This window comes from Streptomyces sp. NPDC002784, assembly GCF_053592135.1.
The window spans coordinates 612,814-634,696 of the sequence record NZ_JBSFVD010000001.1 but is presented as its reverse complement, the minus strand read 5'-3'; the positions used below and the strand labels follow the sequence as shown (position 1 = coordinate 634,696).

Genomic DNA, 21,883 nt, shown 5'->3' with positions numbered 1-21,883 from the left:
GGGGAGCGGTCCGCCGCCGGACTTTCTCGGCGGTGGTGTCCGGCTGCCGCCCCTGGCCCGGGCGGCGGTGGGGAGCCGGTCACCTGGAGGAGGACGCTAAACCTGGGTGTGCCGGGTGGGTGACGTCTTGTCCGGAACTGCCATGGGCGGATCACCGGGTGACCGCATGTGACCGTGATCCGCGAGTGGGGCGGTCGCCTTCACGCTGAGCGATGACCGAAGTGGGGGTTTCCGAGGCGGGTGGGGGCGGCGGGGTGCTATGGCGCGCATATATGCACGCTCCGCCGCGTGGGGAAGGCGGGCCGGTGCCGGGCGTTCCGGAGGCCCGGTGTCAGGCGTCGCGGAGGCCGCTGATTAGGCTCCGGCCTCATGGACGTACTCATCCATCTCTTCGTCGGCCTGCACATCATCGGCATCGCCTCCCTGCTGGGCGGATTCCTCACCCAGCTGAAGGCGATGGGCCAGGGCACCGCCCGGTTCGTGCCGGCGATGCTGCACGGCGCGCTGACGATGCTGGTCACCGGGGTGATCCTGGTCGGGCTCAACCAGGCGGACGACCAGACCGTCGACAACATCAAGATCGGCGTGAAGCTGGCCCTGCTGATCGTGATCCTCGGGCTCGTCTATGTGAAGCGGGACGACGAGAAGGTGGACAAGGGCCTGTTCGGCCTGGTGGGCCTGCTCACCACGGCGAACGTCTTCATCGCGGTGCTGTGGACGTGAGCCCGGCGTCCTGGGCGGCGGACGCGGCGTAGGCCCGCTCCTCCCGCACCGCCCCCGCGGCGACGGCGAGCCAGGCCGCGACCGCGATCCACAGCAGGACCTCCCCGGGGGTCTCCAGCCAGGGGACGTCCACCGCGGCGGCCACCGACAGGGTCGCCGCCGCGGTCATGCCCAGCGGGAACACGGTCGCCCAGCGGCGGACGTCGTAGCGCAGCCGCGGCCGGATCACCTCGGAGACGAGGAGCACGGCGTACCAGGCCAGGTCGAGCGCGAGCACGCCGGCGGTGACCGTGCGCAGGACGTCGTCGGCATCGTCGTTCCACAGGTGCAGGCGCGCGCTGTCGGCGGCGATCAGCCTGGAACCGGCGAGCGCGGAGATGGCCATCGCGCCGCCCGCCACCCACTGGTCCCCGGCGCCCTTCACCACCTGGTGTGGATCGAAGCAGGCCAGGGCGACGGCGTAGAGGACGAGACCGAGCCAGAACAGCACCAGCGCCGCGTGCGCGAGCCAGGCCGCCGACTCCGCCGCGGCGAGGGTGGCGCCGAGTACGGCGAGGCCCTGCGTGGCCACGCAGCCCAGGAACACCGCGCCGGGCATACCGCGGTGCCAGTGGCGCACGACGACACCGAGCAGGCCCGCCCACAGCAGGGCGGCCGCCGCCAGCAGGGCCCCGGCCAGGACCTGCCATCCCTCGGCGGAGAAACGGGTGCCGAGCACGGCCGTCGCCGCGACGGCGGTGAGCGCGGCGGGGGTGCCGGCCTCCTCCCGCCAGCGCCGCGGCTGCCGCAGCAGCCGTACGACGAAGTCCCCGGCCAGGCCCAGCCAGGCCGTGCAGCCCACCGCCAGGGCGATCAGGGAGAGGACCTCGTGCCCGGTGAGGTGCAGGCCGACCGACACGATGCCGGTCGCCATCACCGCCGCCCCGGCCGCCGGAGGACGCAGCGCCCACCAGGCGCTGAGTGAGCGGAGCACAAGGGAGCCGGACATGCGCCGATGCTAAGGAGCGCGGCGCGGCCGGCGAGGGGGCACGCGCGCGTGGGCGGGCAAACGGGGCGCCGAATCACCCCCGCGCGCGTGCCGCGTCGGATCAGGCCGGCCGGACCACGCTGTGGATCGAGCCCTCGCCGTCGTAGTAGACCGACTCCTCGCGGACGTACGTGCCGGGCTTCGGGGCATGGATCATCATGCCGTTGCCGATGTAGATGCCCACGTGGGTGACGTCGTCGTAGAAGAAGACGAGGTCGCCGGGGAGGGCGTTGGCGAGGGAGACCGTCGTGCCGGCGTCGACCTGGTCGTACGTGGTGCGCGGCAGGGAGATGCCCGCCGCGTTCCAGGCGGCCTGGGTCAGCCCCGAGCAGTCGTAGGAGTCGGGACCCGTGGCGCCCCAGACGTACGGCTTGCCGATCTGCGCGCGGGCGAAGGCGATCGCCTTCTCGGCCTTCGTGGCGTAGGAGGAGTCCGCGGTGGCCTCGGACCCGGTGCTGCCGGTGGAGGTCTCCGTCGAACCGGAGGAGGAGCCGCTCTGCTGCTGGGCCGCCGCCTTCGCGGCCTCATCGCGGCGCTGTTCCTCCGCCGCCTGCTGATCGGCCAGCTCGGCGGCCTTGCGCGCGGCCTCCTCCTGGCGCTTGCGCTCGATCGCGGCGAGCCGCGCCTTCTCCTCCGCCGTCAGCTGCGACAGCAGCTCCCGCGCGTCGGCGAGCTTCTTCTGGACCGTGGACTTGGCGGTCTTCAGATCGGTCTGCGACTCGTTCAGCGTCCGGAGGCTCTCGGTGGCCTCCTTGCGCTTCTTCATCGTCGCCGACTGCTCGGTGATGTAGTCGTCGACCGCTTCCTTCTGGCGGCCGGTCATCCGGCTCATCAGCTGGGTCTGGTCGAAGTAGTCCTGCGGGGTGTCGGCGAGCAGGAAGGTCGCGGTGTCGGGGACGGAGGCGCCGGTGCGGTACTGCGCGGCGGCGAAGGACCCGAGCTCCTCCCGCGCGTCGTTGAGCTTCTGGGTGCGCTCGGCGACGTCGTCGAGGAGGGTGTCGACCTGCTTGCGCTGCTTGGTGGTCCGCTCCTTGGCGGCGTTGTACTTCTCGGTCGCCGTCTCCGCCTGCCGGTAGAGGTCGTCGACCTTCTTCTCGACCTCTTCGAGGCTCGGCTTGTCGTCCGTGGCCGGGTTGGCGTTGGCCGTCTGGGACAGCAGGGCCACGGAGGTGAGGGCGGCCGTGGCAAGGGCGGGGGTCCGTATGCCTGCTACGCGCGTACCCGCGGGACGCGACTTGCGGTGCGACGCCAAGGGAGGCGACTCCTTCCAATGGTCCGCCTACCGGGTTAGCTGTCGGGTTCGGGCGGGTGGTTAGGAAGGGTTGCCCTACGACCGTGTCCCGTACGGGAGTCGGGTCGATTCACCCCAATGTTCGGTGGGTCCCCGGCTCGGCTGCCAGGCGGCAGCGGACTCGGCGGAGGCCGCGCGGCCCGGCGAGGTTCGCCGGTGGGGGTCGTACGGCCTGTGCGGCACGGTAGCCAACTCGTGTGGCGCCTGTGAAGGTTGATGGGTGATATGCCCGATACATTTTCGTGACCTTGGGTCCCGGCGTCGGGGGACCTGATCGATCTGGACGGGTCTGCGGCGACCTGTCCGCCGACCGGTTCCCGTCCGATGCTGTGACCAAGGTCTCCGCCGCAGGTGTACGGGGGTGAAGGCCCCCTGCCCGGCGGGCGCGACGCGACGATCCCCGGCCGCCGATTCGGGGGATGTTCTCAGGGCGGCGGCGGGCTGTCAGTGGGGAGCCCTAGACTCGGAGAGCGATGAGCAGCCTCTTTGACGACAGCTTCCTGGCGGACCTCCAGGCCCCTCGGGCCCATGCCGAGGAACCCCCGCCGCCGCCCGAGGACGATCACGCTCCGGAGCCGGTTCCGGACGATCTGTTCGGCGGGAAGTTCGACGTGCCCCCGGACCGGGACGCCTACTACCGCGACGGCGCCCCGCGCCCGGCCCTCGACGCGGCCGCGCTCATCGAAGGGCTGAACGAGAACCAGCGCGCGGCCGTCGTGCACTCCGGCACCCCCCTGCTCATCGTGGCCGGCGCGGGCTCCGGCAAGACGCGCGTGCTCACCCACCGCATCGCCCATCTGCTCGCCGCGCGGGACGTGCACCCCGGGCAGATCCTCGCGATCACCTTCACCAACAAGGCCGCGGGCGAGATGAAGGAGCGCGTGGAGCAGCTCGTCGGCCCGCGGGCCAACGCGATGTGGGTGATGACCTTCCACAGCGCGTGCGTGCGGATCCTGCGGCGCGAGTCGAAGAAGCTCGGCTTCACCTCCTCCTTCTCGATCTACGACGCCGCCGACTCCAAGCGCCTGATGGCCCTGGTCTGCCGTGACCTGGACCTCGACCCCAAGCGCTTCCCGCCGAAGTCCTTCAGCGCCAAGATCTCGAACCTGAAGAACGAGCTGATCGACGAGGAGGACTTCGCCGCCCAGGCATCCGACGGCTTCGAGAAGACCCTCGCCCAGGCCTACGCGCTCTACCAGTCCCGCCTGCGTGAGGCGAACGCGCTGGACTTCGACGACCTGATCATGACGACGGTCCATCTGCTGCGCGCCTTCCCGGACGTCGCCGAGCACTACCGCCGCCGCTTCCGGCACGTCCTCGTCGACGAGTACCAGGACACCAACCACGCCCAGTACGCGCTCGTGCGCGAGCTGGTGGGCACCGCCGAGCACCCCGTCGACGTACCGCCCGCCGAGGACGACCTCAAGCCCGCCGAGCTCTGCGTCGTCGGTGACGCCGACCAGTCGATCTACGCCTTCCGCGGCGCGACCATCCGCAACATCCTCCAGTTCGAGGAGGACTACCCGGACGCGACGACGATCCTGCTGGAGCAGAACTACCGCTCCACCCAGACGATCCTCACCGCCGCCAACGCCGTCATCGAGCGCAACGAATCCCGCCGCCCCAAGAATCTGTGGACCAACGCGGGCGCGGGCGCGCGCATCACCGGCTATGTCGCCGACACCGAGCACGACGAGGCGCAGTTCGTCGCCGACGAGATAGACCGCCTCACCGACGCGGGCGACGCGAAGGCCGGCGACGTCGCCGTCTTCTACCGCACCAACGCCCAGTCCCGCGTCTTCGAAGAGGTCTTCATCCGCGTCGGCCTGCCCTACAAGGTCGTCGGCGGCGTCCGCTTCTACGAGCGCAAGGAGGTCCGGGACGTCCTGGCCTACCTGCGCGTGCTCGCCAACCCCGAGGACTCGGTCCCGCTGCGGCGCATCCTGAACGTCCCCAAGCGCGGCATCGGCGACCGCGCCGAGGCGATGATCGACGCCCTCTCCCAGCGCGAGAAGATCAGCTTCCCGCAGGCGCTCAAGCGCGTGGACGAGGCGTACGGCATGGCCGCGCGCTCCACCAACGCGGTCAAGCGGTTCAACACGCTGATGGAGGAGCTCCGTACGATCGTCGAGTCCGGCGCCGGGCCCGCGACCGTCCTGGAGGCGGTGCTCGAACGCACCGGCTATCTCGCCGAGTTGCAGGCCTCCACCGACCCGCAGGACGAGACCCGGATCGAGAACCTCCAGGAACTCGCCGCCGTGGCCCTGGAGTTCGAGCAGGAGTCCGGCGAGGGCGAGGCGACCGGCTCGCTCGCCGACTTCCTGGAGCGGGTCGCGCTCGTCGCCGACTCCGACCAGATCCCCGACGAGGACGAGGACGGCTCCGGCGTCATCACCCTGATGACCCTGCACACCGCCAAGGGCCTGGAGTTCCCGGTCGTCTTCCTCACCGGCATGGAGGACGGCGTCTTCCCGCACATGCGGGCCCTCGGCCAGACCAAGGAGCTGGAGGAGGAGCGGCGCCTGGCCTACGTCGGCATCACGCGCGCGCGGGAGAGGCTGTACCTGACCCGCTCGTCGATGCGCAGCGCGTGGGGGCAGCCCTCGTACAACCCGCCCTCCCGCTTCCTGGAGGAGATTCCGACGCAGCACGTCGACTGGAAGCGCACCGGTGCCACCTCGCCGGTGTCCTCGGGGCCCGCGTCGGGTGTGGCGGCCTCGCTGTCGTCGTCCCGGTCGCGTTCCTCGGCCTCCGGCGCGTCCGGCTTCGCCACCCGGCGGACCTCCGAGCAGCCGGTCGTCTCGCTGGCGGTCGGGGACCGGGTCACGCACGACCAGTTCGGGCTCGGCACCGTGATGGCGGTCAAGGGCACGGGAGCCAACGCCGAGGCGACGATCGACTTCGGCGACAAGCCGAAGCGGCTGCTGCTGCGCTACGCGCCGGTGGAGAAGCTGTAGTTTCGCGGGTCCCCCGCTGCTGAACGGCGGGGGACTGCGGGGGAGTTACGAGGGCTCGAGGCCGTGGCTGCGCAGCCAGGCCAGCGGGTCGATGGCCGACCCCCCGCCCGGGCGGACCTCGAAGTGCAGATGCGGGCCGGTCGAGTTGCCGGAGTTGCCGGAGAACGCGATCTGGTCGCCGGCCTTCACGGCCGTACCGGAGGCGACCTGGTACGTGGAGAGGTGGCAGTACCACGTCTCCGTGCCGTCCATCGCGGTCACGATCATCATGTTGCCGTAGGCGCTGTTCCACTGGGTGCGCACGGTGCCGTCGGTCGCGGCCAGCACCGGAGTGCCGTACGCCACCGGGAAGTCGATGCCGGTGTGCACGGACATCCAGTTGATGCCGGCCTGGCCGTAGTAGGCGCTGAGCCCGTGCTGGGCCACCGGCAGCGCGAACTTCGGGCGCAGCCGCTCCTTGCGGGCCGCTTCCTCGGCCGCCTTCTTCCGCTCGGCCTCCTGCTCGGCCTTGAGGTCGATGCGCTCCTGCGTCCGGCTGGCCCGGTCGGCGAAGTCGTCGGCGCCGGCCGAGACGCTCTCCAGCTGGGTGTCCAGCATGTTGTTGGCCGTCGAGGGCTTGACCGCCTGCGCGTCCGACGCGGTGGCCGAGGTCTCCTGCTCGTCGGGCGTCAGCGTGCCGACGGAGGCGGCGGCGATCCCGGCCACGCCCATGACACACGCCGAGGGCACGGCGATGGTCAGCAGCGCGGAGCGCTTGGCGGGGGGACGGCGGCGGGAACGGGACGCGGTGCGGGCGGCGGCGCGGGAACCCGGCGCCGGGGCGCTCTCCTCCTCGTCGTCGAGGAGGGGGGTCACGTCGGGGATCTCGCCGGTGTCGGCCGACTCGCCCTCGCCCGGGGCGGGTTCCTCGTACGACGTCTCGCGGTAGGACGTCCCGTCGTGCGACGCTTCCTCGGCCGAAACCTGCTCGAAGGTCGCCGTCGGCTGCTGGTCGAACGATTCGGCCCGGTGCTCGTAGCCGTCGGACCCGGTGGCGGCGCCGTCGGAGTTCCACTGCGTGGCGTCGTAGGTGCCGGTGTCGAAGGTCTGCGTGCCCCAGTCCCAGTGCTGGGTCCGGTCGGCGGGGCCGCCGGACGGGTCGGGCTGCAGCCAGGCGTTGGCGTCCCACTGGCCACTGGCGTCGGGGCTGGTGGCCTGCGCCGGAACGCCGGGCAGCTGCTGGTGGCCGGCCGACCAGGCGGTCGTCTCGTGGACGCCGGTGTCATAGGCGGCGTGGTGCTGGGCCGCGTACGCGTCGTAGTGCGGGGTCTGATGGCCGGCCGTGGCCCACTGGCCCGAGTCGTAGACGCCGGTGCTCTCGCCCGGCATCGAGCCGAACAGCGGGTCCGTGTCGAAGGTCCCGGTGGCCGTCGGAAAACCGGTGGCGTCGTAGTGACCGTGCGTGGTGAAGTCGTCGTACTGGGCTTCCTGGGTGCCGTACGACGCGTAGTGCGCCGAGGCGGCCTCGGAGGCCGGAGCCGGGGTGGTCATGGTCCCCGACGGGTGACGGTCGTTCACCAACTTCTCTTTCGCCTCGACAACAGGGGCTGCCAGAGCAGTGCGGCGACTGTACCCGGCGGTATGCGGGCACGACAATCTTCGGCAGGTTTCACCTTTCCCGGAAACGGGCATTCGGCCGTGTTTCGGGGGACTGCGGGCGCGACTTTGGCCTTGTGTTCGAAGGCTGTTCGAGACTTCCGCCGGATTGGGGCCGGCTCAGGCCACCGTCAGACCGCCGGCGCGGGCGGTTTCGGCTGCCGTCCACTCGGTGTCGAGTGCCTGCCGTATCCCGACCGCCACGGCCGGGTGCACGGGCAGGGCGAGATGTCCCACCCCGCTCACCCGCACGTTCCGCGCCGACAGGTCGGGGTGGTCGATGCGGGCCGTCCCCAGCGGGTCCATCAGATGGTCGAGGTCGCTCCAGAAACTCACGAAGTGCGTACGGCAGCCGGACGCGGGCCGGGCCAGCTCCTCCAGCACCGCCGAACCGGGGCGCATCTGGCGGACGATGGGGTGCGCGTTCGCCAGCGGCGCCACGCGGGTGCCCGAGTGCGGGGTGCCGAGGGTGACGAGGGTCCGCACCCGGAGGTCACCGCCGAGCCGCTGCACGTAGTAGCGGGCGATGAGGCCGCCGAGGCTGTGCCCGACGACGTCCACCCGGCTGCTGCCCGTGCGCGCGCAGATCTCCTCGATGTGCCGGCCGAGCAACTCGGCCGCCGTGCGGATGTCGCAGGTCAGCGGCGAGTAGTTGAGCGACTCGAGTTGCTGCCTGCCGTGCTGGGCGAGGCTGCGGCGCAGCAGCACGAAGACCGAGCGGTTGTCGATGAAGCCGTGCAGCAGCACGACCGGCGGCTTCGCCTCCGCCGGCAGCCGGGGGGGCTCCGGGGAGTCCGGTGCGGGGAGGGGGGCCCTGCGCTCCTGGGAGATCCCGGACGGATAGAGGAGGAGGTGTCCGGCGAGGATCGCGATCTCGAGGGCGGTGGCCTTCAACAGCGCCATGGACAGTCCGGTCAGCCGGCTCGGGAGGAGCCGCTGACAGAGCGGGAGAAAGGGCAGCACTGCCTTGGTGACCGTCATGGCCGACCTCCTGTCGGCACGCCCGAGGACGGCTGTGTCCCCCGTGTGCCCTCATCGGAAGTCGCGCCGAGGCCGGCCGACGGCGCGCGAGCGGGCCGCGCGGGGCGGGGGCGGCGTGTGACGTCCATGACGCCGATGACGTGACGAGACTCCCTGCCGGTGTGGCGACGAGGCTCCCCGCTGTCGTGCCGTACCTGCCCTGCGTGCTCCTCGTGCCCTCGCCGACCCGCCGCACCCCCATGCCGCGCGGCCTGCGGCGCGGTGGTGCGGCGATCTCGTCGCGGCTCCCGTTGCGCGGGTTCCGGCCATGGCCCGGCGGCCGCCTGGGTCTGCGGTCCGTGAGCCGCAGAGGGTCGGAACGGTGCGCGGCGAACGTGTCCCACCATGTGATTTCCCCCTCGCTCCCCACCGTGAAACTGCGGGTTGCGGGATGCTGGCGATAACGTTCGTTCACTTCCCCGGGCGCTGTGGCGCGGGGCGTCCGTGCCACGGCGTGTGCGGCGTCTACGGCGCGAGTGATGTGTGCGGTACTTGACGGTACGGATGGATGTAGTCGCTTCATGGAGGCAGTGATGGGTGTGGCAGCCGGTCCGATCCGCGTGGTGGTGGCCAAGCCGGGGCTCGACGGCCACGATCGCGGGGCCAAGGTGATCGCGCGGGCGCTGCGCGACGCCGGTATGGAGGTCATCTACACGGGCCTGCACCAGACGCCCGAGCAGATCGTCGACACGGCGATCCAGGAGGACGCCGACGCGATCGGTCTGTCCATCCTCTCGGGCGCCCACAACACGCTGTTCGCCGCGGTGATCGCCCTGCTCAAGGAGCGGGACGCGGAGGACATCCTGGTCTTCGGCGGCGGGATCATCCCCGAGGCGGACATCGCGCCGCTGAAGGAGAAGGGCGTCGCGGAGATCTTCACTCCGGGGGCGACCACGCAGTCGATCGTGGACTGGGTCCGCGCGAACGTGCGTCAGCCGAGCGTCTCCGGGGGCTGAGCGGTTGTTCCGGCGCGGGCGGGCGGGTCGCCGGCCCGCGCGGTCCCGCTCAGCTCCGCCAGCATCGCCGCCCGCAGCCGCAGGGTCGTGACGAGCCGCTGGAACGCCTCCGCCCAGTACCCTCCGGCCCCCGGCGAGGCGTCCTCCGGCTCGTCGGGCACCGCCAGCAGGCCGTCGAGGCGGCTCGCCTCGGCCGGGTCCAGACAGCGCTCGGCCAGCCCCATCACGCCGCTGAAACTCCATGGGTAACTCCCCGCGTCCCGCGCGATGTTGAGCGCGTCGACCACCGCCCGTCCGAGCGGCGCGGCCCACGGCACGGCGCACACGCCCAGCAGCTGGAAGGCCTCGGACAGCCCGTGCCGCGCGATGAAGCCGGCCACCCACTCGGCCCGTTCGCCCGGATCCAGCGTGCCCAGCAGCTTCGCCCGCTCGGCCAGTGACACCGCCCCGGGCCCGCCCGCCTCCGGCGCCGACGGCGTCCCGAGCAGCGTCCGCGCCCACTCGGCGTCCCGCTGCCGTACGGCCGCCCGGCACCATGCCGCGTGCAGCTCGGCCTGCCAGTCGTCCGCGACCGGCAGCGCCACGATCTGCGCGGGCGTCCGGCCGCCCAGCCGCGCGGGCCAGCCGCCGAGCGGTGCCGCCTCCACCAACTGTCCGAGCCACCACGACCGTTCCCCGCGTCCCGCCGGAGCCTTCGACACCACACCGTCGCGCTCCATGCTCGGATCGCACTCGTGCGGTGCCTCGACCGTGATCGTCGCGGTGGCCCCGGTGTGGTCCACGGCCACGCACGCCCCGGCCCGGACCGCCATCCGCCCGGCCAGCGCCGAGTCCGGCAGCGCCGACAGCAACTCGGCCGCCGTCGCCCGCACGTTGCGGCTGCGGTCGGCCAGCGCCTGCTCCAGGAACGGCTCGTCCGACGGGCCGAGGCCGGTGCGCAGCGAGTCCAGGAACATCAGCCGGTCCTCGGCCCGCTCCGTCGCCCAGGTCGTCGCCAGCAACTCCCGTGCGGCGACGGGCTCCCGCGCCCGTATCGCGGCCAGCAGGGCGACGCGCTCGGCGAACAGGCCCTCCTGCCACAACCGCCGCACCCTTTCCCGCTCCTCGGGGCGGGGCAGCGCCGTGCCGCCGCCGGGCGTCGCGCGCAGGGCGAACCGCCAGTCCTTGTTCAGCCGCGCCAGCCACACCGCGCGGGTGCCCGCGAAGCGCAGTGCCGCCGGCCGCAGGTCCGTGCGGCCCCGGGCCGCGTCCAGCAGGGCCGGCAGCAGCTGCGGCGGCGCCGCGTAGCCGTGGGCGTTGGCCGCCGTCAGCCACTGGGGCAGCAGCTCCATGAGGTCCGGCGCCGTGCTTCTGCGTCCGCCGCCGGTAGCTCCGCGGTCGGCCAGCAGCAGCGCCAGCCTGCGGGCCGCCGCCGGGGGCAGCGCGGGCCGGTTGTCCTCGGGCGCCGGCTCGGGGCGGGCCGCCGCGCGTGCCGGGAGCAGGCCCGCCCGCCGGCGCACGGTCTCCAGGGCGGCCGCGTCCAGCAACGCGACCGGCGCCTCCCGGGCGGGGCCCGCCCCCGGTGGGGTGCGGCGGTCGGTGCCGAGGAGGGCGGTGGTGACGAGCTCTTCCCAGGCAGACGCGTCCGGGGTCCTGTTCACGAGGGGCGTCCCTTCTGTGGGGTGCTGCCGGATGGGGTGCTGCCGGATGGGGGGCTGGGGGTGCGGCGGGGGCGGATCTGCGGGGCTGCTGCGCTTTGCCTGGCTCTTGCGGCCGGGTTGGGGGTGGGGTGAGGCTGCGGGGGGCTTGGGGTGGGTCGGGGTTGGCTCCGCGCGGCTGCTCCGCTTTGCCTGGTCTCTGCGGTCACGCCGGGAGCGGGGTGAGGTCGCAGGGGTTGGGGCTTGTCGGGGCGTGGGCTCAGCATGGCTGTATCGCCTTGCCTGGCTCTTGCCGCCCGGCTGCGGGCGGGGTGAGGCCGTAGTCGTCCTGAGGTGTGTCGCGGGCGGCTCAGCACAGCTGTATCGCCTCGCCCGGTCCTTGCGGCCATGCCGCGAGCGGGGTGAAGCCGTGGTGGCCGCATTCGCCGAAGACCTTCACCGGTTCGCCGCCCGAGAGGGCGACCAGCTTCCACAGGCCGGGGCGGGACCGGGCCGTGGGGGTGAGCGGCAGGGCCGTGTCGGTGTCGGCGTCGGCCAGCTGCCAGGACTCGCCGTCCGGAGTCGGTATCACCCGCTCCAGCGTCACCGGGACCGAGTCCAGCCAGGGGTCGTCCCGCAGCGCCTCCCCGTAGCGTGCCGCCGCCTGCGTCGTCGTCACCCCTGCCGGGCGCAGAGAGGTGGGTACGGGCGCGGCGAACCGCTCGCCCAGGGACGCCCGCAGCTGTCCGGCGCCCGGATAGGGGGACACCTCCGCCTCCAGGGCCAGCCCGACCGGGAGCGCCGGCTCAGGGGCGCGGCCCGCGGCGCCGTAGGACAGGAGGAGGACGGTGCGGGCCGAGTCGGCGCCGTGGAGCCAGATCCGGCGGGTGGTCAGGCGGGTGTCCGCCGTGTCGTACTGGGCGAGGACCAGCCAGCGGTCGCGGATCGGCGGGCCCTCGGGCGAGGCGGGCAGACCGATGCGGGAGCGGACCGTCGCCGCCAGGGGCTCCGGCAGCCGCTCGCGGTGCAGCCAGCCCTGGTCCAGCAGGTGGAGCAGCGCACACTCTTCCAGCAGCCGCACCGGCCAGCCGGGCCCGGACGACGGAATCGCCCCCAACTCCCTCACCCGCGCCGCCAGTCCCGACGCCTGGGCGTCGACCATGCGGGCGGCCGTCTCCTCCCACAGCCCGTACCCCGCCTGCTCCGCGCCGGCCAGTCCGCCGCGCAGCAGATCCGCCAGCCGCTGCTCAAGCTCCGTCGCCCCCGCGGTGACCTTCTCCGCCCGGCGCTCCGCCCGCCGCCGCGCCGCCTCCGGATCCGCCGAGCCGGACGAGGAACCGGATGCGCCTTCCGCCCGCTGCTGCTCCGCGCGCTTCCTTCTCCCCTCGGTCCACTCCCGCGCCCAGTCCGGCGGCTGTCCCTGCGGCACGGCCCCGTCCCCGCCCGCCCACAGCAACAGCAGCCCGAGCGCGTGCTTGCACGGGAACTTCCGGCTGGGGCAACTGCACTTGTACGCGGGCCCTGACGCGTCCGCGATGTCGACGACCGTCTGATACGGCTTGCTGCCACTGCCCTTGCACAGTCCCCACACCGTCCCCTCGTCGGTACTGCCCGCCTCGGACCACGGTCCGGCCGCGCCGAGTTTGCTGCCCGCTTTGCGTGACGCGGTGTCAGGCGCGAGTGCCAGCACCTGCTCCGCGCTCCAGCGCACCCCCTGCTGAGTCATGCCATCGAAGGTAGATCCCCCCACTGACAATCGGCCCGGCGAGCGCGTTTGCGCAGGTCGGAACAGATTGTCAGTGGCGTGGTGCACGGTTGGTGACAGATCCGAACCGGCCGAGCTGGAGGGGGACTTCGCCATGACCGTGTCCGTGGACCCGACGTCCGAGACAACACGCGAGAGCGCACCGACCGAGCCGTTGCGACCGCACGCCGAGGATGCCTTCGCGGCCGAACTGTCCGCGCTGGCCGCGCAGGACGACCGCCCGCGCCCGGCCCGCTGGAAGCTGTCGCCCTGGGCCGTGGCGACCTACCTGCTCGGCGGCACCCTGCCGGACGGCACCGTGATCACTCCGAAGTACGTGGGACCGCGCCGCATCGTCGAGGTCGCCGTCACCACCCTCGCCACCGACCGCGCCCTGCTCCTGCTCGGAGTGCCCGGCACCGCCAAGACCTGGGTGTCCGAGCATCTGGCCGCGGCCGTCAGCGGCGACTCGACCCTGCTGGTCCAGGGCACCGCCGGCACCCCGGAGGAGGCGATCCGGTACGGCTGGAACTACGCGCAACTGCTCGCGCACGGCCCGAGCCGGGACGCGCTGGTGCCGAGCCCCGTCATGCGGGCCATGGCGGAGGGCATGACGGCCCGGGTCGAGGAGCTGACCCGGATCCCGGCCGACGTCCAGGACACGCTCATCACGATCCTGTCCGAGAAGACCCTGCCCGTCCCGGAGCTGGGCCAGGAGGTGCAGGCCGTCCGCGGCTTCAACCTCATCGCCACCGCCAACGACCGCGACCGCGGGGTCAACGACCTCTCCAGCGCCCTGCGTCGCCGCTTCAACACGGTCGTGCTGCCGCTGCCGGAGAGCGTGGACGCGGAGGTCGACATCGTCTCCCGGCGCGTCGACCAGATCGGCCGCTCCCTCGACCTGCCGGCCGTGCCCGACGGCGTGGACGAGATCCGCCGGGTGGTGACCGTCTTCCGCGAGCTGCGCGACGGGGTGACCTCCGACGGCCGGACCAAGGTGAAGTCGCCCAGCGGCACCCTCTCCACGGCCGAGGCGATCTCCGTCGTCACCGGCGGCCTGGCGCTGGCCGCCCACTTCGGGGACGGCGTCCTGCGGCCCGCCGACGTCGCCGCGGGCATCCTCGGCGCCGTGGTCCGCGATCCGGCGGCCGACCGGGTCGTCTGGCAGGAGTACCTGGAGGCGGTCGTCCGCGAGCGCGACGGCTGGACCGACTTCTACCGCGCCTGCCGGGAGGTGAGCGCGTGACCGCCAACCGGAGGCTCCGCACGCGGGACGACGACACCAGGTGGCCGGCCAGGCGAGGGGGACGGTGTGACGACGGGAGCTGACCCCGGCACGGCCGCCGGGCCGCTGCTGCTCGGCGTACGGCATCACGGGCCCGGCTCGGCGCGCGCCGTGCGGGCGGCGCTGGACGCGGCCCGGCCGCGCGCGGTGCTGATCGAGGGGCCGCCCGAGGCGGACGCGCTGATCCCGCTGGCCGCCGAGGAGGACATGCGGCCGCCGGTCGCCCTCCTCGCCCATGCCGTGGACGAGCCGGGCCGCTCGGCGTTCTGGCCGCTGGCCGAGTTCTCCCCGGAGTGGGTCGCGATCCGCTGGGCGCTGGAGCACGAGGTACCGGCCCGCTTCATCGACCTTCCGGCCACCCACACACTGGCGTGGGAGAAGGAGGACACGGGGGAGACGGAAGCGGGCGCACCAGCGTCCGAGTCCCCGGAGGAGCAGGCCGAGAGCCGTGCCGACGTCCGGGTCGACCCGCTCGCCGTGCTCGCCGACGCCGCCGGATACGACGACGCCGAGCGCTGGTGGGAGGACGTCGTCGAGCACCGCGGGGTCGGTGCGGCGGGGGATCCGCTCGCGCCGTTCGCGGTGCTGGCGGAGGCCATGACGGCGCTGCGGGAGGTGTACGGCAGCGGCGGACACGACCGGGACCTGGTGCGCGAGGCGTACATGCGGCTCCAAGTGCGCGCCGCGCAGAAGGAGTTCGGGGACGCGGTGGCCGTGGTGTGCGGGGCCTGGCACGTGCCCGCGCTCGGCGGGCGGAGCACCGTCGCCGCCGACCGGGCCCTGCTCAAGGGACTGCCCAAGGTCAAGGCGGACATGACCTGGGTGCCGTGGACGCACCGCAGGCTGGCGCGGGCCAGCGGCTACGGGGCGGGCATCGACTCGCCGGGGTGGTACGGGCATCTGTTCCGCGCCACCGACCGGCCCGTCGAGCGGTGGCTGACCAAGGTGGCGGGGCTGCTGCGGGCCGAGGACCGGATGGTCTCCTCCGCCCATGTCATCGAGGCGGTACGGCTGGCCGAGACGCTCGCGGCGATGCGCGGCCGCCCGCTGCCCGGCCTGGGCGAGACCACCGACGCCGTGCGGGCGGTGATGTGCGACGGCTCGGACGTGCCGCTGGCGCTGGTGCACGACCGGCTGGTCGTGGGCGACGTGCTGGGCGAGGTGCCGCGGAACGCGCCCGCGGTGCCCCTGCAGCGGGACCTCGACCGGATCCAGCGCCGGCTGCGGCTCAAGCCGGAGGCGCTGGAGCGGGAGTTGGAGCTCGACCTGCGCAAGGAGACCGACGCCGGGCGCAGCCGGCTGCTGCACCGGCTGCGGCTGCTGGGCGTGCCGTGGGGAGAGCCGGTCGCCTCGCGGGGGAGCACGGGCACCTTCCGGGAGACCTGGCGGCTGCGCTGGGAGCCGGAACTGGCGGTGCGGATCGCCGAGGCCGGGGTGTGGGGGACGACCGTACTCGCCGCAGCGACCGCCAAGTCCGAGGCGGACGCCGTCTCGGCGCAGCACCTCGCCGACGTCACCGCGCTCGCCGAGCGGTGCCTGCTGGCCGAGCTGCCGGACGCGTTGCCGACGGTGATGCGGGTGCTGGCCGACCGGGCCGCGCTCGACTCGGACGTCGGCCACCTCGCCCAGGCCCTGCCCGCCCTGGTCCGCTCCCTGCGGTACGGCGACGTCCGCGGCACCGGCACCGGGGCACTCGCGGAGGTCGCCGCCGGTCTCGCCGAGCGGATCTTCGTCGGACTGCCCCCGGCCTGCGCCGGACTCGACGCGGACGCCGCCGAGGAGATACGGCGCCATGTGGACGCCGTGCACGGGGCGGTGGGGCTGCTCGGCGACGCGCCCGCGCCGGGCCACGGCGATCTGCGCGGGCGCTGGCGGGCGGTGCTCAAGGTGCTGTCCCTGCGGGACTCGGTTCCCGGCGTGATCCGCGGCCGGTCCGTGCGACTCCTGCTGGACGAGGGGGAGTTGGCGCAGGACGAGGCGGCCCGGCTCATGGGTCTCGTGCTGTCGCCGGGGACACCGCCCGGGGACGCGGCGGCCTGGATCGAGGGCTTCGTCGGCGGCGGATCGGGCGGCGGGATGCTGCTCGTGCACGACGAGCGGCTGCTCGGCCTGGTCGACGCCTGGCTGACCGGGGTGCCGGCGGACGCGTTCACCGACGTACTGCCGCTGCTCAGGCGCACCTTCTCGGCGTACGAGCCGGGCGTGCGCAGAACGCTCGGGGAGCTGGTGCGGCGCGGGCCGGGACAGCGGGGCGGCGCGGCGGCCACGGGTGCGGGCGTACCCGGGTTCGCGGCCGGGCTGGACCAGGAGCGCGGGAACGTCGTACTGCCGGTGGTGCGGCTGCTGTTGGGGCTGGACACGGACGACGACGACATGGTGGGGGTGGCGTGATGGCGGCCGGAGGACGGGCGGAGCGGAGCGGGAGGGCCCGAGCGGTGCGCGCCGCGCGGCAGGCGCCGGGACAGGGCCAGGAGACGCGGGCGTGGGGCCGGCCGGCGACGACCGTGCCGGTGATCCCGCTGTGGGAACGGCACGGAGGGACGCGCGGATGACGACGGACGTGACGGACCCGGCGCAGGAGCGGCTGCGGCGCTGGCGGCTCGTGCTCGGCGGGGACGCGGCCGACGGCACCGGATGCACGCTCGCCGGGCAGGACGCCGCGATGGACGGGGCGCTCACCGCGCTCTACGGGAAGGGGGACAGGCCGCAGACGGGGAAGGACCGTTCGGCGGGGCTCGGGGCGTCGGCACCGTCCGTGGCGCGCTGGCTCGGGGACATCCGCACCTACTTCCCCTCCTCCGTCGTGCAGGTCATGCAGCGCGACGCCATCGACCGGCTCGGACTCTCCACGCTGCTGCTGGAACCGGAGATGCTGGAGGCGGTGGAGGCCGATGTGCATCTCGTCGGGACCCTCCTCTCCCTCAACAAGGCCATGCCGGAGACGACCAAGGAGACCGCGCGGGCCGTCGTGCGCAAGGTCGTCGAGGACCTGGAGAAGCGGCTCGCCACCCGCACCCGGGCCACGCTCACCGGCGCCCTCGACCGCAGCGCGCGGATCAGCCGGCCGCGCCACCACGACATCGACTGGAACCGCACGATCGCCGCCAACCTCAAGCACTATCTGCCGGAGTACCGCACGATCGTGCCCGAGCGGCTCATCGGCTACGGGCGGGCCTCGCAGTCGGTGAAGAAGGACGTCGTGCTCTGCATCGACCAGTCCGGGTCGATGGCGGCGTCGGTGGTGTACGCGTCGGTGTTCGGGGCGGTGCTGGCGTCGATGCGGTCGATCGACACCCGGCTGGTCGTCTTCGACACCGCGGTCGTCGACCTCACCGACCAGCTCGACGACCCGGTGGACGTCCTGTTCGGCACCCAGCTCGGCGGCGGTACGGACATCAACCGGGCGCTGGCGTACTGCCAGTCGCAGATCACCCGGCCCGCCGAGACGGTGGTCGTGCTGATCAGCGACCTCTACGAAGGGGGCATCCGCGACGAGATGCTGAAGCGGGTGGCGGCGATGAAGGCGTCGGGTGTGCAGTTCGTGGCGCTGCTCGCGCTGTCCGACGAGGGGGCACCGGCGTACGACAGGGAACACGCGGCGGCGCTGGCCGCGCTGGGGGCACCGGCGTTCGCCTGTACGCCGGATCTCTTCCCCGAGGTGATGGCGGCGGCGATCGAGAAGCGGCCGATCCCCGTACCGGATCCGGCGGCAGCAAAACGGACATGAGTACCCATCGGTCACGGGGGGCTTGCGCGGCCTCAGGAGTCCCGTGCAAGGATCGATGCCTTCACCGACTTCGACGCCGTGCCGCCGTACGGGAGGATCCGCCCCCTTGACCTGGTCAGCAGCCCTGCCCGGTGCCGCTGTGCGCATCCCGCGCACGGCGGCCGGACGGCGTGCGCTGTATCTGGCGCTGCTGGTGGGCGGGTTGTTCGCGCTCGCGCTCCTGGGCGGGCAGCGGGCTCAGGCGGCGGAGGACGCGCCCACGGCTCTGTCGGCCGACCTGCGCACGGCGGTCGAGGGGGTGACCGGGTCGGTGGCTCGGGAGCCCCGGGCCGGGGAGCCGCAGGGGCGAGAGCTTCGGCCCGTCACCGAGGACACCGTTCCGGCCGTCACCGAGCGTGCCGTGCGGCCCGTCGGCGAGGCCGTCGGCGCGGTGACCGAGGGGCTGGACGAAGCGCGGGGCGCGGTGCCGCCGCGGGAGTCGCTGCCTGAGCTGCCCGCCTTGCCCGAGCCGCCCGCTCTGCCGGAGCTGCCCCAGGCGCCGGATGCGGAACTCCCCGTGCTCCCCGGCCTGCCGGAACTCCCCGCGCTGCCGGAACAGACGCTGCCGGTCACGGCACCCGCGCCGGTGACCTCCGCACCGCCCGGCGAGGCGGACTCGGCGGGGCCGGCGACCGGGGAGGCCGCCACGGCCACCCCGCACGGCGTCACGCCGTACGACACCACCGCGCCCGCGCACCGCACCCCCGCGCACCGCACCTCCGCTCACCCCCACCCCCACCGTGCCGACTCCACCGCGCCCGTGCCCGTGCGGCACGCGCCCGCAGGGGTTCCGGGCGGTGCCCTGGACCACCGTGCGACGGTCGACAACGGCACGCCCAGGCATGGCGACGCGCATGCGGTCGCCGCACATCACCCGGCCCCGCCGCGGCTGGTGCCCGGCGCCGCCGCGCACGTCGGTGCCGACGAGATCAGGGACGCGTACCGGGACATTCCCGTATCCCCCGCCTAGAGCAGGCCTTTCCCGCGCAGTGGACCTGCCGCGCGGGGGCGGAACAGGTCTGCCCGTGTCCCCATCTCCTTTAAGGATCCGACGTACGCATGAACAAGAACATCCGCCGTTCCCTCGTCATAGCCGCCGGTGTCACCGGCGCGTGGGCGCTCGGCTCCACCGCCGCGAGCGCGGACGAGCTGCCCTCCTCCACGCTGTCCGTGCCGGACGCCACGGAAGACGTCACCGAGGGCGTGACCGAGACGGTCACCGCCACCTCGAAGCAGACGGCATCCGTCGAAACGAGCGCCACGACCACCCCCAAGGCCCCGAAGGCCGCCAAGACCCCCAAGGCCCCCAAGCTCAAGGGCGGCGCCGCGCAGCTCACCGAGGGCGTCAAGGCGGCCCGCGCCACGCAGGCCGCGCAGCAGACCCCTGAGATCCCGACCACCCCCGACACCCCCGACCCCTCCGACACCGTCGACTACCTCTTCGGCCCCCTCGCCGCCTTCGCCCCGGAGGTGGAGCGGACCCTGAGCGCCCCGACCGGCACCGTCACCCCTGTCCTCGACGAAACGACCGCCGCGGCCGTCCCGCCCCTCGTCACCGCCGCCGTGGACGGAGCCCTCCCCCCGGCCACCCGCGCGGTCGACGCCGCCACCGCCGCGGCATACGGCCTGGTGACCGACGTCCAGCCGGTCGCCACCGGCGCCGTCGCCGATGTGCACGCCGTCGCCACCGAAACCGTGGCCGACGTCCACGCCGTCGCCACCGGAACCGTGGCCGACGTCCACCCCCTCGCCACCCGCACCGTCTCCGGCGTCCAGCCGGTCGCCCACGGCGCCCTCGCCGACGTACCCCCGTACGCCACCGGACTCGTCGGTCAGGTCGCCGCGGACGCGCAGGGGGCCGTGCTGCCGCCCGTCGCGCGCACGGCCGTGCACGGGGTCACTCCGGTCGCCGGGCAGGCCGTGACGGACGCGGGTGCGCTGGCGTACGGCGTGGCGGGCGATGCGCGGCCGCTCGCCCACGGCCTGGCCGGAGAGGTCGGCCCCTTCGCGCACCGTGCCGTCGGCCATGTCGCCCACCCCGTGGCGGACCTCGTCGAGCCGGTCACGTACGCCGCCGGGACCGCGGCCCACGGCGTCGCGGGTGACGTCCAGCCCTTCGCCCACGGCGTCGCCGGCCATGCCGCCCCCGTCGCCGACAACCTGACCGGCACCCCGCTGGCGGGCAACGCCGTCACCGGCGTCCAGGGCGTCGCCGACTCGGTCACCCCGGGGTACCTCCGCTCCCTCTGAATCCCGGCTCCGTGAGGCGTAAGGACCCGGACGGCCGAAAGCCGTCGGACCGTCCGGCCGGGACCTCACGGACGGCCGGGCGGTCCCCATTGGGGTGGGGACCGCCCGGCCGGAGCCCTCGGGGGCGTACCGATTCCTGCCCCTTCGGGCTGTTCAAGGGGCCTCACCGGGCCGACCCCAGCCCGGTGAGGCCCTTCACATCAGGCACCCCGTGCCAGTGAGCGCGGCATCATGTGACAGGTATCACCGCTCAGGTGTGACCCCTGATTTAGAAGCCCCCGTCGAGCGGCGATAACCTGCGAGACGGACATGCCGCGCGCTCGGACACCGTGTGCGCCTCCCTAGTGACAGCGGACGTCACGTTGCCCTTCGCGGCACGCCCACGCATCCAACGAACCGCGAGATCACTGATAGGGACGGAAGCGCGTGGACCTGTTCGAGTACCAGGCGAGGGACCTCTTCGCCAAGCACGATGTACCGGTGCTGGCCGGTGAAGTCATCGACACGCCTGAGGCGGCCCGCGCAGCCACTGAGCGCCTCGGTGGCAAGTCCGTCGTCAAGGCCCAGGTGAAGGTCGGCGGGCGTGGCAAGGCCGGTGGCGTGAAGCTCGCCGCCACCGCGGACGAGGCCGTCGCCCGCGCGACGGACATCCTCGGCATGGACATCAAGGGCCACACGGTCCACAAGGTGATGATCGCCGAGACGGCTCCGGAGATCCTGGAGGAGTACTACGTCTCCTTCCTGCTGGACCGTGCCAACCGCACCTTCCTCTCCATCGCCTCCGTCGAGGGCGGCGTGGACATCGAGGAGGTGGCGGCCAACCGTCCGGAGGCCGTCGCCAAGACGCCGATCGACGCGATCGACGGCGTGACCGAGGAGAAGGCCCGCGAGATCGTCGAGGCCGCGAAGTTCCCGGCCGAGGTGGCCGACAAGGTCGTGAACGTCCTCGTCAGGCTGTGGGACACCTTCATCAAGGAGGACGCCCTCCTGGTCGAGGTCAACCCGCTGGCGAAGGTCGCCTCCGGCGAGGTCATCGCCCTGGACGGCAAGGTGTCGCTCGACGACAACGCCGAGTTCCGTCACCCCGACTTCGAGGAGCTCCACGACAAGGCCGCGGCCAACCCGCTCGAGGCCGCCGCCAAGGAGAAGAACCTCAACTACGTCAAGCTCGACGGCGAGGTCGGCATCATCGGCAACGGCGCGGGTCTGGTCATGTCGACCCTGGACGTCGTCGCGTACGCCGGTGAGGCGCACGGCGACGTCAAGCCGGCCAACTTCCTGGACATCGGCGGTGGCGCCTCCGCCCAGGTCATGGCCAACGGCCTGGAGATCATCCTCGGCGACCCGGACGTGAAGTCCGTGTTCGTCAACGTCTTCGGTGGCATCACCGCCTGTGACGAGGTCGCCAACGGCATCGTCCAGGCGCTGAAGCTCCTGGAGGACCGCGGCGAGGAGGTCACCAAGCCGCTCGTCGTCCGTCTCGACGGCAACAACGCCGAGCTCGGCCGGCAGATCCTCACCGACGCCAACCACCCGCTGGTCCAGCGCGTCGACACCATGGACGGCGCGGCCGACAAGGCCGCCGAGCTGGCCCACGCCGCCAAGTAAGCACT

At 73.1% G+C, this 21,883-nt stretch carries 15 protein-coding genes and 1 riboswitch; of the genes, 9 read left to right on the top strand and 6 right to left on the bottom strand.

The window, feature by feature from the left end:
- Positions 1-369: 369 nt before the first annotated feature.
- Positions 370-723 carry a hypothetical protein gene (locus ACWD1Z_RS02850; protein ID WP_451114985.1) on the top strand — a complete coding sequence of 118 codons (354 nt, stop codon included), beginning with the start codon at positions 370-372 and terminating at the stop codon, positions 721-723.
- Here the strand turns inward: ACWD1Z_RS02850 and ACWD1Z_RS02845 are convergent.
- Both ACWD1Z_RS02845 and ACWD1Z_RS02840 read right to left on the bottom strand, forming a co-directional pair.
- Positions 701-1,711, bottom strand: a complete 1,011-nt coding sequence (locus ACWD1Z_RS02845; RefSeq protein WP_451114984.1) for a tellurite resistance/C4-dicarboxylate transporter family protein — start codon at positions 1,709-1,711, stop codon at positions 701-703. The genes ACWD1Z_RS02850 and ACWD1Z_RS02845 overlap by 23 nt on opposite strands.
- A gap of 100 nt (positions 1,712-1,811) precedes the next feature.
- The gene (locus ACWD1Z_RS02840; protein WP_451114982.1) at positions 1,812-3,002 is read right to left on the bottom strand and encodes an NlpC/P60 family protein; all 1,191 of its coding nucleotides are present in this window, start codon (positions 3,000-3,002) and stop codon (positions 1,812-1,814) included.
- A gap of 7 nt (positions 3,003-3,009) precedes the next feature.
- Positions 3,010-3,163, bottom strand: a riboswitch (cyclic di-AMP (ydaO/yuaA leader).
- Between the two features lie 351 nt (positions 3,164-3,514).
- On the opposite strand from ACWD1Z_RS02840, the gene pcrA reads away from it, so the two are divergent.
- Positions 3,515-5,998: a DNA helicase PcrA gene (pcrA, locus tag ACWD1Z_RS02835; RefSeq protein ID WP_451114981.1), complete on the top strand. Its 2,484-nt coding sequence runs from the start codon at positions 3,515-3,517 to the stop codon at positions 5,996-5,998.
- Positions 5,999-6,043: 45 nt separating this feature from the next.
- Here the strand turns inward: pcrA and ACWD1Z_RS02830 are convergent, their stop codons facing one another.
- Both ACWD1Z_RS02830 and ACWD1Z_RS02825 read right to left on the bottom strand, forming a co-directional pair.
- Complete coding sequence (locus ACWD1Z_RS02830; RefSeq protein WP_451114979.1) at positions 6,044-7,669, bottom strand: M23 family metallopeptidase; 1,626 nt, start codon at positions 7,667-7,669, stop codon at positions 6,044-6,046.
- An 84-nt stretch (positions 7,670-7,753) separates the two neighbouring features.
- A complete protein-coding gene (locus ACWD1Z_RS02825) occupies positions 7,754-8,614 on the bottom strand; it encodes an esterase/lipase family protein (RefSeq protein ID WP_451114978.1) in 861 nt (286 codons plus the stop codon).
- Positions 8,615-9,186: 572 nt separating this feature from the next.
- Here ACWD1Z_RS02825 and ACWD1Z_RS02820 point away from each other — a divergent pair.
- Positions 9,187-9,609 (top strand): cobalamin B12-binding domain-containing protein, encoded by a 423-nt coding sequence (locus ACWD1Z_RS02820; protein WP_186281212.1) that lies wholly within the window; start codon positions 9,187-9,189, stop codon positions 9,607-9,609.
- Here the strand turns inward: ACWD1Z_RS02820 and ACWD1Z_RS02815 are convergent.
- Positions 9,585-11,249, bottom strand: a complete 1,665-nt coding sequence (locus tag ACWD1Z_RS02815) for a DUF5691 domain-containing protein (protein WP_451114976.1) — start codon at positions 11,247-11,249, stop codon at positions 9,585-9,587. The genes ACWD1Z_RS02820 and ACWD1Z_RS02815 overlap by 25 nt on opposite strands.
- 346 nt (positions 11,250-11,595) lie before the next feature.
- Complete coding sequence (locus ACWD1Z_RS02810) at positions 11,596-12,951, bottom strand: SWIM zinc finger family protein (protein WP_451114974.1); 1,356 nt, start codon at positions 12,949-12,951, stop codon at positions 11,596-11,598.
- Positions 12,952-13,084: 133 nt separating this feature from the next.
- Here ACWD1Z_RS02810 and ACWD1Z_RS02805 point away from each other — a divergent pair, with 133 nt between their 5' ends.
- The 6 genes from ACWD1Z_RS02805 (at position 13,085) to sucC (ending at position 21,878) form a co-directional block, all read left to right on the top strand.
- Complete coding sequence (locus ACWD1Z_RS02805) at positions 13,085-14,215, top strand: ATP-binding protein (protein WP_451114973.1); 1,131 nt, start codon at positions 13,085-13,087, stop codon at positions 14,213-14,215.
- Positions 14,216-14,281: 66 nt separating this feature from the next.
- The gene (locus ACWD1Z_RS02800; RefSeq protein ID WP_451114972.1) at positions 14,282-16,645 is read left to right on the top strand and encodes a DUF5682 family protein; all 2,364 of its coding nucleotides are present in this window, start codon (positions 14,282-14,284) and stop codon (positions 16,643-16,645) included.
- Positions 16,646-16,802: 157 nt separating this feature from the next.
- A complete protein-coding gene (locus tag ACWD1Z_RS02795) occupies positions 16,803-17,981 on the top strand; it encodes a VWA domain-containing protein (RefSeq protein ID WP_389415345.1) in 1,179 nt (392 codons plus the stop codon).
- A gap of 106 nt (positions 17,982-18,087) precedes the next feature.
- Positions 18,088-18,990: a hypothetical protein gene (locus ACWD1Z_RS02790; RefSeq protein ID WP_451114971.1), complete on the top strand. Its 903-nt coding sequence runs from the start codon at positions 18,088-18,090 to the stop codon at positions 18,988-18,990.
- Positions 18,991-19,079: 89 nt separating this feature from the next.
- Positions 19,080-20,270, top strand: a complete 1,191-nt coding sequence (locus ACWD1Z_RS02785) for a hypothetical protein (RefSeq protein ID WP_451114969.1) — start codon at positions 19,080-19,082, stop codon at positions 20,268-20,270.
- Between the two features lie 426 nt (positions 20,271-20,696).
- Positions 20,697-21,878 carry an ADP-forming succinate--CoA ligase subunit beta gene (gene sucC, locus ACWD1Z_RS02780; RefSeq protein ID WP_451114967.1) on the top strand — a complete coding sequence of 394 codons (1,182 nt, stop codon included), beginning with the start codon at positions 20,697-20,699 and terminating at the stop codon, positions 21,876-21,878.
- Positions 21,879-21,883 lie beyond the last annotated feature (5 nt).